We start from the raw sequence: 11,192 nt of genomic DNA, 5'->3' as shown, positions 1-11,192 counted from the left end.
CCCGCCGAGCGCCCGGAGCGCGTTAAGGATGGTTGCGAGATCCACCAACTCCTGCAGCAACGCGCCAGCCACCGCGGGAACCATCCCCAGGGATGCAGCGATCATTAGGACGACACTGAGAACAATCCCCGTCCAGATACTGGCTTTCGCCACCCGGATGGTGTGCTGACCAATGTCGACGGCCGTAGCGACTCGTGACAGGTCGTCGAGCATCAGCACGACGTCGGCGGATTCGCTGGCGGCAGTGGAACCTTTGGCACCCATCGCGATGCCGACGTCGGCCGCTGCCAGCACCGGAGCGTCGTTGACTCCATCCCCGACCATCATCACCGGCCGCAATGACAGGGAGGCGACCTCATTCACCTTGTCGACCGGGAGACAATCAGCGATGAAGCGGGTGATTCCCGCTTCATCGGCAATGTGTTCGGCCGTGGAAGCGGCATCACCCGTCAGCAGAACAGTCTCTGAAACGCCCAACCGTCTAAGCGCGGCCAGGGTATCGACGGCGTTGGCACGCAAGGGGTCGCTCATGATCAGAGCCCCGGCGTAGATCCCGTCGACTCCAATGTAGATCCCCAACTGACCACTGACCAGGTCGACGCTTTCAAATCCGGAGGTCCGGGCGCGGACGAAGGCTGGCTTCCCCACAATCACCGTGTACCCGCCGCAATCGGCGCTCACTCCATCGGTGGCGTGTTCGCTCGCGTTCTCCGCCGGCAGAAGGGTCAGTCCACGCGCCGAAGCGGCTTCGATGACGGACCCCGCGAGGACGTGGGACGAATACTGCTCCGCCGAAGCGACAAGCTGCAACAACCGTTCCTCAGTGAGGGCGTCCCCGGTTCCCACCGCGATCTGGACCTGCAGGAGGGTAGGACGCCCGGACGTGAGCGTCCCGGTCTTATCGAACACGGCGGTCCGTACCCGGCTGAGCTGCTCCAGCGTCCCCGCATTCTTGATGATAATCCCAGCATGGGCGGCCCGGCTGGTGCCGGCAAGGAACGCAACAGGGGCTGCGATCAGCAGCGGGCAAGGGGTTGCGACCACCAGCACCTGGGCAAAACGTGCTGCGTCCTGGCTGAGGAACCAGGCCACCCCAGCCAGGATAAACGCGAACACGGTGAACGGGACGGCGTATCGATCGGCCAGTCGGACCATCGGTGCCCGGCTTGCTGCCGCCTCCTGGACGAGGGCAACGATCTGGCTGTACTGGGAATTGGATGCGGTGGCGGTCGCCTTCATGCGGACTGCATCGGCCCCATTCACGGTGCCACTGAGCAAACGGTCACCGTGTACCCGTTCCACGGGAAGACTTTCCCCTGTCAGGGCAGCCTCGTCGAAGGTACCGGCATCGGACGCCAGCGTGCCGTCGACCGGTACCGTCTCGGCGGGCCGAACGAGCAGGAAATCCCCCGGTACGACGTCCGCCACCGGGATGTCCTGCAGGGGAAGCCCCGGTGATTCGCGGTGCGCTGTGCGGGGGGAGCGATCGAGTAGCGCGCGCAACTCTTTCGTTGCCCGTCCGTGCGCGAAGTCTTCCAGCGCCTCGCCCCCGGTCAACATGAGGACGACGATCAGGGAAGCAATGTACTCGCCGACCGCCACCGTTGAGCCGATCGCTGCGACAGCGAGCAAATCGATACCCAATCGACCGTGGAACAGTCCCCGGACCATCGTCACGGAGCGGAACACTGCAACGGCGAGGGCGTAGCTGCTCGCAGCCAGTTGTGCGGCAGCAGGCTGCGAGCTGACGAGGAGCACCGCCACGCCGACTCCGACAAGGAGGGTCGCGGACACCAACGGAAACCTGGTGATCAAGTTGATCGGCCCGATGGGTTCGCGGCTCAGGGTCTACTCCCAGTGGGGTTGAAAACGAGGGCTTTCAATCGGTTTCTTCCTTCAAACGTTCGAGTTTTGCGCGCAGGTCGTCGCTGAGAGGACTCCACCACATCAGGGGCGGGGTCACGGCGAAGCGGCGTCCGGTCAGGGATGTCGGGACGATGCGGACGAAATGGTCCTTCTGGCCTGCCTGCCAGGGGAAAAGCAGAAGCCCCACTGAGTCGAGGGTGTCTGGTGTGAGCTCGATGACTTCCGCCCGGCCTTTCACCACCACGCTCCAGGCCACATTCGCATCCACCAGAACGCCGTCGGCCTCGAGAGCGACGGGAGTGTCGCCTGCTGCTGCCTGGAGTTTGGTGCCCTCCCCGGTGCGGAACACTAGACTGCCGTGGTCCACCTTGTAGTTGACGGGGAAAATGTCGGGGTGATCCTCAACCCAGACCGCAAGCCGCCCCACTGAAGTACTCCGCAACAGGTCCCAACAAGCCTGCGATTGCAGAGTCTCGACCGACGGCAGGGATCGCTGGTTAGTCATGACAGTGACGATAGGGTCGCGGCGGTGGGATCAACAGGGCATAAAGGCCCCACCCCGAGAAACGGCTCGCTGACGGCTGGTCACAGACTGAATCTTTTCAGGTCCCCGGCGGCCAGGGGCTTCGTTTGAGCGTTCACCTGAATCCAGATCGGGGCAGCGTCCCCCGGCGCGGAGGAGATGTCGAGACAGCCTGGACTCAAATTGATCTGGAGCTGATGCCCCCGATACGAGATGCTGAAGGCTACTGCACCCAGCCCGGCAGGCATGCTCGGCTCAAACACCAAATGGTCACCGTTCAGTCGAAGTCCGGCGAAGCTGCGCTGCACGACATCGATCGTTCCGGCCATGGCGCCCAAATGGATGCCTGATTTGGTGGTCCCGTCTTGGGTGTCGTCCAGGTCGGCATCCAACGCCTCACGGAAGCTGTCCCACGCCCGGTTGGGATCGGTCGAAGCGAGCACCGAGGCGTGCACCACCCTGCTCAGGGTCGATCCGTGGGCGGTTCGGGCCAGGTAGTAGTCGATGGTCCGAGCCAGCTGTTCCCGAGTCAGGGTGTAGCCGAGGTGCGCCAACTGCGTGATCAGCCCGCCGTGACCGAGAAGATAGGGCAACATGAGTACGTCGGCCTGTTTCGCTAGCTTGTAGCGGTCAACGGTGTCACCCTCGGCCTCAAGGATGAGATCAAGGCGTTCGATGTTGCCGTAGGTCTCGCGGTATCGCGCCCAGTCCAGCTCCACCAGGTCGCCGTACCCATCGAACTGGCTGATGGTGCCGTCAGCCTCAAAAGGCACGTACATTGACCGCCCCATCCGTTCCCAGCGCGCCACCTCATCAGCGTTGATTCCCAATCGCGCCTCCAGATCGTCGAGCTCATGCCCAACGAAGGTCCGGTGGAGGGTTGCGGCCCGGACGAAGACCCAGGACGCCATCACGTTGGTGTAGGAGTTGTCGTCCACGCCAGGATGGTCGCTACCCGGCCGTCGGGTGTGATACTCATCGGGTCCGGCCAGTCCCCGGAGATGGTGGCGGTCAGTGGCCGCCTCGTACTCCACCAGGGACGCGAAGTAACGACACACCCCCACGATCAGGTCTGCACCCTTGCTGAAGAGCCATGCACGATCGACTGTGGCCTCGTAGTACTGCCAGGCGTTGAAAGCGACCGCTAGCCCCACGTGCCGCTGGAGGTGGGAATTGTCGGCCATCCACCTGCCTGAACGGTGGTTGTACAACCAGCGGGGTGTCTCTTCGGTGCCGTCGCTTCCACTTTGCCAGGGGAACATTGCTCCGGTTCGGCCCTGGTCTGCTGCGGCTTGGCGGGCGGCGGGAAGCCGTCGCCAGCGGTAGTTGAGGAGGGCGCGTGCGACGTCGGGAGTTCTGAGTGTGAGAACCGGGAGCACGAAGAGCTCGTCCCAGAAAATCTGCCCCCGGTAGCCTTCTCCGTGCAGGCCCCTGGCGGGGACCCCGGCGTCGAGTTCCACGGTGTGCGGTGTCAAGGTCTGGAGCAAATGGAACAGGTGCAGGTTCAGGACAAGGCGCACTTGCGTCGGCGCGTCGAGATCCACCCGGAAAGGACGGAGGAGGCGCTGCCAGGCGGCCCCGTGCGACGCAAGGAGCGCCTCGAAGTTCCTGCCCGAACGGGCGAGAATTGACTGAGCTTCGGTTCGCGGCGAGGAAATGGCCCGGTCCCGGGATGTCACCACCGCAACCACCTTTGTCAGGACTGTCGGTTCGCCGTCCATCAAGGTCGATTCGTACAGTCGAAAATGATGCTGGCCGATGCGCCCGGGGATTCCCTGCGTTGTCTCCCCGTCGACTGCGGCCCTGAAGGCGACGGCGATGCGGATCCGGCTTTGCGTGGTTTCAGCTTCGACAATGGTTTCGGTGACGGCTTGCCCGTGGTCGTCGGCGGTGCAGTCAAGGAGATGTACCCGTGCACCACCATTGGGGTCCGGAAGGTTCGTGTTTCGGGTCCCGGTATTGACCCCCGTGCGGAACGTGATGGCGCCATCCCAGCCCAAGGGGGTGACCCGGGTTTCGGTGGCGAGCAGGTGGCATTCGGCCATTGAGACGAACCTTTGCTGCTCGACCCGCAGGTGCCGGCCGGCAGCGGTCTCGAGGACAACCTGCCTTTCCAGGACCGCTCTCGCCAGATCCAGGGTTCGTAGCTCGCTGATGACCCGCAGACCTCCCGCCGACCACCAGTCGCCACTATCGACTCGAATGTCCAGCGAGAGACAATCCGGGGCATTGACCAGGTGTTCCTCGAGCACACGGCTCCCGCCAACCTGCTTCTCCAATCGGTTGAAGACCCCAGCCAGATACATCCCTGGGTACGAAAATTCTCCGCCCTCCGGCGCTGCCCCCCTCACACCCAGATAGCCGTTGCCGAGGGTTGTCAGCGCTTCACGGTGGCCCTCATGATCGGAATTCATGCCCCGATACACCAGCTGCCAGGGGTCCCCGAGGACCACGCCAAGATCCAGCTGGCTCACGTCGTTTAGCACGACGTGCGCTCCAGCCTCTTCAAGCGTCCGGCGTGCCGTGAGCCGGTCGATGCCTACAACACGACCAAAGCCGCCGCGGCGGGCTGCCAACACACCGGCCACCGAATCCTCAATGACAACGGCACGTTCGGGTGATACCCCCAACCGGTGGGCGGCTTCAAGGAAGACGTCCGGTGCTGGCTTGCCGGGCAGGCCCAACTGTAGGGCAAGCGTCCCATCCACTACCACCTGGAAAGCGTCGGCCAACCCTGCAGCGGACAACACCGGCATGGCATTCCGGCTGGAGGTCACGATCGCAGCGGGCACGCCCTCATCCTGCATCGTCTTGAGCAGCCGACTGGTTCCCGGGTAGGCCTGCACACCGTCTGCAGCGAGCCGTTCCAGGTAGGCCCTGTTCTTGAGCGCCCCCAACCCATATGCGGTCCAGTCCCCCACGGCATCCGTGACCTGACCCAGGCCGAGGGGAATCCCGCGCGACGCCAGCAGGTCGATCAGTCCCGACTCCCGTGGTTTACCGTCAACGGTCCTGAAGTAGTCGTCCTGGGTAAAGGGGGAACGGTCAGCGTCGGACGGGCATCTTGGATCATTGATGATTGCTTCGAAGACATCCTCCCAGGCCCGCTGATGAATGACCGCCGTGTTGGTGACCACGCCATCCAAATCAAAGATGACGGCGTCGAAGGGTGGCTGCGCTGCCGCAAGTGTCGGTGATCTGGTCATCAGCTAGATGTACCGGCGCCCGGGAACCGCAGGAAGTGCCTTTGTGCCCGAATAGAGCTGCGACGACCAGGGCTGCGTGGACACCCACAACTCTTGGGACTTTCGACCCTATCGAGCGATATCGGTGCGCCAACACTCTTAGGCGACAGCACAGGACGGCAGGACGCCGTTCGGCGGGAGGGGAGTCTTTCCATGAACAGAGCAGGTTCAATCGCAATGCTCATCATCGGGATCATCCTGTCGATCATCGGCGCGTCGATGGCGGCCGGAGGAATCGCCGTCGCGTGGGTTGCCTCCGATCAGCGGGACGACGGTTATTTCACCTCCCCGACCGAACGCTACGCTGTCGCGTCCCATGCGCTTGTCTCGCCGAGTCTTGAGGCATTCGGCGAGGGTACACCGGAACGCCTCCCGTTCGACGTCGGGACGCTCAGGTTGCGCGCCGCCGAACCGGACGCTGAAATTTTTATTGGCCTGGCACCACAGGATGAGGTCGACGAGTACCTCGCTGGGGTTAACCGCACCGAACTGCGGGACGTCGACTTCGATCCATTCCGTCCGGTTTACCGCAACATTTCGGGGTCAGCAGCACCAGCGGAACCAGAATCCCAGGATTTTTGGGCTGCCTCAGCATCAGGGCCGGGAGAGCAGGAACTCATCTGGGACATCGAGCCGGGCAACTGGACCGTCGTCGTGATGAATGCCGATGCTTCGCCTGGCTTCTCGGTCGATCTCCAGGCTGGCTTCCGGTCCGAACTGATTCGCCCTGCCGGCGCGATCGTCCTCATCATCGGCCTTGTAACCCTGGCCATCGGTCTGCCTCTCCTTGTTATCGGCGCCATCGGGCTGGGACGCAACCAACCCGAATCCGGCACCGCCGGCCCCGAAACCACGCCGCGTCGGGCTGCCCCGGTGACCGGACCGACTGCCGGAGTTGCTGCCGGAGTTGCTGCCGGACCGCCGTCGTACCCGGTGCACCTCGTTGCGCAACTCGACCCCGCACTGTCCCGTTGGATGTGGCTGGTGAAATGGTTCCTGGCCATTCCACATTTCTTCGTACTGTTTTTCCTCTGGTTCGCCTTCGCCGTGACCACCCTGGTGGCCTGGTTCGCGATCCTCTTCACCGGCCGCTACCCCCGCTCGCTCTTCAAATTCAACGTGGGGGTACTGCGATGGAACTGGCGGGTGGCCTTCTACGCCTATGCAGCTGCCGGCACCGATAGGTATCCCCCATTCACTCTGGGACGCACCGATTACCCAGCCGACATCGTGGTGGAGTATCCGGAGCGGCTCTCCCGTGGTCTGGTGCTCATCAAATCCTGGCTCCTTCTGATCCCACACCTGCTCATCGTGGCTGCTATCACCGGCTCAGCCACCTGGGGCTGGCAGGTGCAAAGTGGAGAGTATGACGCCACCGGCGGCCTGTCCTTGCTAGGGCTGCTGGTGCTGGTCGGGGTGGTGGCCATGCTCTTCACCGGCAACTACCCGCGGCCTTTGTTCGCTTTCATCATCGGCTTGAACCGCTGGATCTACCGGGTTCTGGCCTACGGTTCCCTGATGCGTGATGAGTACCCACCATTCCGCCTGGATCAGGACATCGAAACGTGACCGAGCCGACACGTGTCCCAGCGGTGATCCGGCCGCCACAGGGCGCACTATGAGGCATGGAGAAAATGAACAAGGTGACGGCTGGCACGTGGCGGTGGCTGCGGACCAATCGTGACTGGTTGCCCGCAGTGGGAGTCCTCGCCTGCGTGGTGGCTTTCTGGGCTGTTGGGCTGGTGGGAGGACTGGCGATGCTGCGCGAGGCACAGTCCCCCATGGCTACCCTGATTGGGCTCTATTTCATGCTCGCCCTGATCGCGATATCCATCACCGTTGCCGTCCTTGCAGCCTCCGATCTCACCCGCCGGATCGCTATCCGGAGGAAAAGGCAGCCCCGTTAAGTCACTGCACGGCGGCGGCTCAATCAGAACCCACTGGACCTCATAGGGTGCGGGACCGGTAGACTGAAACGAAGGTGAGCCGGGAAGACTGGTCGGCATTATCTTTGTCGACCCCAATCCAGGAGCTTTACTTATGGCAGACCCCACCACCGAGCCCAAACCAAAATCAGGGTTGCTCGGCCGCGGCACATACTCAGAATCACTCAGAGTCGGCGAGATCCTCCGTAAGGAAACCGTTGGCGGCATCCTGCTCGTGATCACTGCCACCGCAGCAATCATCTGGGCCAACTCCCCCGCGGCCGATAGCTACTTCGCGTTGCGGGACTTCACCTTCGGCTACGAGCCGTGGCATCTGGAACTAAGCCTCGGTGCCTGGGCGGCTGACGGCCTGCTGGCTGTCTTCTTCTTTCTTGTTGGTCTCGAACTGAAACGGGAATTTGTAGCAGGGGATCTGCGTAACCCACGCAAGGCGATAGTCCCGGTTGCTGCAGCAGTCGGCGGCGTAGTCGTCCCGGCCCTGGTCTATGTCGGGATCAACATCTTCAGCCCGGACACCCTCCGTGGGTGGGCCATTCCCACCGCCACCGACATCGCCTTCGCCGTCGCAGTGCTGGCCATTGTGGGATCACATCTGCCCAGCGCGCTCAGGATTTTCCTGTTGACGCTCGCTGTAGTTGACGATCTGATCGCCATTTCCATCATTGCCATCTTCTACTCGGACGATATCCAGGTCACCCCCCTGCTTCTGGCCCTCATCCCGCTGGCGCTTTACGCGGTGCTGGCGCAGAAGTATCGCGAGTTTTTTCACCTGAAACCGTCCGCTGCCTGGTTCATCCTGCTGCCCATCGGCTTTGTCGTCTGGGCCCTCGTGCACGCCGGTGGTATCCACGCGACAGTCGCTGGGGTTATCCTCGGGTTTACCGTCCCCGTGCTGCATCGAAAGGCCACCGCGGGACCTGATGCGGGCCCGGGCCTGGCGGAGCTGTTCGAACACCGGATCCGGCCACTATCCGCAGGTTTCGCCGTCCCCGTCTTCGCTTTCTTCTCTGCAGGTGTCACCATCGGCGGCTGGAGCGGGTTTGTTTCAGCGGTGACCGATCCGGTGGCGCTCGGAATCATTCTTGGCCTGGTGATCGGCAAGCCCATCGGCATTGTCGGGACCACCTGGCTGCTCACCAAACTCACCAGGGTCAACCTCGACCCTGCCCTGCGTTGGGTGGACCTGATCGGGGTGGCGCTGCTGGCGGGAATTGGCTTCACGGTCTCCCTCCTGATTGCGGATCTGAGTTTCACCCCAGACGGCTCCACCAATGATCACGCCAAGGTCGGCATCCTCACGGCGTCCATTGTTGCGGCACTCGTTGCGTCAGTCATCCTGCGAGCACGTAACAAGCAGTACAAGGCGATTGAGGCTGAGGAAAACGTCGACGACGACGGCGACGGAATCCCTGATGTTTACCAGGACAACCCAGCAAATGAAACAGTGACAGCACCTGCAGCGGAAGATGCTGCACCCGGCACCGACCGGAGCGAGCAACCACCCACCAAGAACCGGGACGCATAACCCGGGGTGAACCATGCGAAAAGGCGATTTCCGTAGCACGGAAATCGCCTTATCGCTTTAATCGGCAGGACCCGGTGTGCCGCAGCCGCCAGCCTTGCGCGCCTGTGGCGAGTTGGACCCTGTCTTACCCGCCAGCTCTGTCCGTTGGTTTGAGTTCACTCACCGCTGCTGCCCGCCCACTGTGGGAGCTTCATGGCCAGTACGCGGGGTGGAAATCCAGCGCATAGGGCGGTACTTCCAGCGCCCGGTCATCGTTTGAGCGCCCCGTCTTCGTCGACCCGGTAAGGTCTGTTGGCTCGTCGGTGTTGCCGTGCGTAGCGGAGCTAGGACTGTGATCCATGTTTCCCCCATGGTGAACATCGACGGAGGATACCGTCGCAGTACAAAAAGTATGCCATTCGCCTCGGACATTTCAGCGGATGGCCCGCGGAAAACCTCCCAGAATCGACCAGTTCGCAACTCCTTGCGCCCAAGACAGCGACGACGGTGACACGGTGCAACCTCCAGAAGGTCACTAACACTGACCCGGGTGGTGGTGCGCCACAAGTAATGTATCGACTCGCTACAGACTCATGGACCAATCGGTATTACTGTGTTCCTAATCGTCACTGATCCACCACGAAAGAGGCACCCATGGGCAAAGCACCATCTACACCGACGGAGACTTCGCTCCTGAAAGTTCTCGGCAACTGGGACGCTTTGGCACTGGGCTTCGGTGCCATGATCGGGTTCGGCTGGGTAGTGCTGACCGGGGGCTGGATTGCCGACGCCGGCACCATGGGCGCCACCCTCGCCATGATCACGGGTGGTGTAATCATGGCCGTCGTCGGGTTGACCTACGCCGAACTCACCGCGGCGATGCCCAAAGCAGGCGGTGAGCACAACTTCCTCCTGCGAGGCATGGGTCCGCGCTGGTCCTTCATCGGGTCCTGGGCCATCACCGGCGGCTACGTCACCATTGTGGCGTTTGAAGCGGTGGCGCTCCCCCGCACCGCTCTTTACCTCTTCCCTGATCTGAATCAGGTGCCGCTGTGGGAAATCGCCGGCAGCCAGGTGCATCTCACCTGGGCCCTGGTCGGTGCCATCGCCGCCGTCGTCATTACCGGTGTCAATATCCGGGGAGTGAAGCTGGCAGGTGTGGCCCAGACCTTCGTCGTACTGCTGCTGCTGATCATCGGCTTGATGCTGATATTCGGCTCCTTTACCGGTGGATCAACCGACAACATGGAGCCCTTCTTCACCGGAGGGATGGGCGGATACTTCGCCGTACTGGTAGTGGTGCCGTTCCTGTTTGTGGGCTTCGATGTCATCCCGCAGTCTGCGGAGGAAGTGAACATTCCACCGCGACAGATCGGCCGTCTGGTGGTTATCGCAGTGGTTCTCGCAACCATTTGGTACGTGATGACGGTTCTCACGACGTCCTCGGCAATGCCTGCCAACGAGATCGCTCAGGCTGATATCGCGACGGCGGATGCGATGGGTGCACTATTTGGTACAGATGTAATGGCGAAGATCCTGATTGCCGGCGGTATCGCCGGGATCCTGACGTCCTGGAACTCACTGCTGTTGGGCGCGTCACGGCTGATGTATTCGATGGCCCGGTCCGGCATGCTCCCGCGATGGTTTGGCGTACTGCACCCGAAATACCGCACGCCTGTCAACGCTTTGCTTTTCATCGGCGGCTTGTCGTTCCTCGCGCCGTTCTTCGGTGAGGCGATGCTGGTCTGGCTGGTGGACTCTGGCGCCCCCAGCATTGTGATCGCCTACCTTCTGGTGGCAATCGTGTTCATCATTCTGCGCCGCAAGGAACCAGCCATGGACCGGCCCCTGCGGATCGGTGGTGCAGGCAATGGTGGAGTCATTATCGGCTTCTCCGCGGTGGTGCTCTGCGTAGGCCTGCTGAGCCTGTACCTCCCGGGCATGCCCGCGGCCCTCACTCCCCCACCGTGGATCCTGTTTGGGCTCTGGTGGGTGCTTGGCCTGTTCTTCCTGTTCCGGATCCCGACCGGCGTCAAGCCCGGAGCCGACGCCGAAGAGGACCTCCTGGCAAAGCTCGGCCGGAAGGGCCGGTAGCCTAGCGATGATCC

At 62.5% G+C, this 11,192-nt stretch carries 7 protein-coding genes; 4 read left to right on the top strand and 3 right to left on the bottom strand.

Going from position 1 to position 11,192, the window contains the following annotated elements:
- The 3 genes from K728_RS0100995 to K728_RS0100985 form a co-directional block, all read right to left on the bottom strand.
- Nucleotides 1–1,794: heavy metal translocating P-type ATPase (locus K728_RS0100995; protein WP_237742066.1), on the bottom strand; the 1,794-nt coding region annotated here is incomplete at its 3' end.
- Nucleotides 1,795–1,879: 85 nt separating this feature from the next.
- Entirely contained in the window at nt 1,880–2,371 is a 492-nt protein-coding gene (locus K728_RS0100990) for a pyridoxamine 5'-phosphate oxidase family protein (protein WP_024475567.1), read from the bottom strand.
- Between the two features lie 80 nt (nt 2,372–2,451).
- Nucleotides 2,452–5,595: an HAD-IA family hydrolase gene (locus K728_RS0100985; RefSeq protein ID WP_024475566.1), complete on the bottom strand. Its 3,144-nt coding sequence runs from the start codon at nt 5,593–5,595 to the stop codon at nt 2,452–2,454.
- A gap of 192 nt (nt 5,596–5,787) precedes the next feature.
- Here K728_RS0100985 and K728_RS0100980 point away from each other — a divergent pair, with 192 nt between their 5' ends.
- The 4 genes from K728_RS0100980 to K728_RS0100965 all read left to right on the top strand — a co-directional run bounded on the left by K728_RS0100980 (nt 5,788) and on the right by K728_RS0100965 (nt 11,178).
- Nucleotides 5,788–7,203: a DUF4389 domain-containing protein gene (locus K728_RS0100980; protein WP_024475565.1), complete on the top strand. Its 1,416-nt coding sequence runs from the start codon at nt 5,788–5,790 to the stop codon at nt 7,201–7,203.
- A 65-nt stretch (nt 7,204–7,268) separates the two neighbouring features.
- Nucleotides 7,269–7,541: a hypothetical protein gene (locus K728_RS0100975; RefSeq protein ID WP_019481413.1), complete on the top strand. Its 273-nt coding sequence runs from the start codon at nt 7,269–7,271 to the stop codon at nt 7,539–7,541.
- A 133-nt stretch (nt 7,542–7,674) separates the two neighbouring features.
- Nucleotides 7,675–9,105 (top strand): Na+/H+ antiporter NhaA, encoded by a 1,431-nt coding sequence (gene nhaA, locus K728_RS0100970; protein WP_024475564.1) that lies wholly within the window; start codon nt 7,675–7,677, stop codon nt 9,103–9,105.
- Nucleotides 9,106–9,738: 633 nt separating this feature from the next.
- A complete protein-coding gene (locus K728_RS0100965) occupies nt 9,739–11,178 on the top strand; it encodes an APC family permease (RefSeq protein ID WP_019481411.1) in 1,440 nt (479 codons plus the stop codon).
- Nucleotides 11,179–11,192 lie beyond the last annotated feature (14 nt).

This window comes from Arthrobacter sp. CAL618 (assembly GCF_000468215.1).
GTDB lineage: Bacteria > Actinomycetota > Actinomycetes > Actinomycetales > Micrococcaceae > Arthrobacter_D.
This window is presented reverse-complemented; position numbering and strand designations above follow the sequence as displayed.

What these genes read in the sequence shown, in the direction of transcription:
- K728_RS0100990 (WP_024475567.1), bottom strand. Translation starts at nt 2,371, where the DNA reads ATGACTAACCAGCGATCCCTGCCGTCGGTCGAGACTCTGCAATCGCAG.
- K728_RS0100985 (WP_024475566.1), bottom strand. Translation starts at nt 5,595, where the DNA reads ATGACCAGATCACCGACACTTGCGGCAGCGCAGCCACCCTTCGACGCC.
- K728_RS0100980 (WP_024475565.1), top strand. Translation starts at nt 5,788, where the DNA reads ATGAACAGAGCAGGTTCAATCGCAATGCTCATCATCGGGATCATCCTG.
- K728_RS0100975 (WP_019481413.1), top strand. Translation starts at nt 7,269, where the DNA reads ATGAACAAGGTGACGGCTGGCACGTGGCGGTGGCTGCGGACCAATCGT.
- nhaA (WP_024475564.1), top strand. Translation starts at nt 7,675, where the DNA reads ATGGCAGACCCCACCACCGAGCCCAAACCAAAATCAGGGTTGCTCGGC.
- K728_RS0100965 (WP_019481411.1), top strand. Translation starts at nt 9,739, where the DNA reads ATGGGCAAAGCACCATCTACACCGACGGAGACTTCGCTCCTGAAAGTT.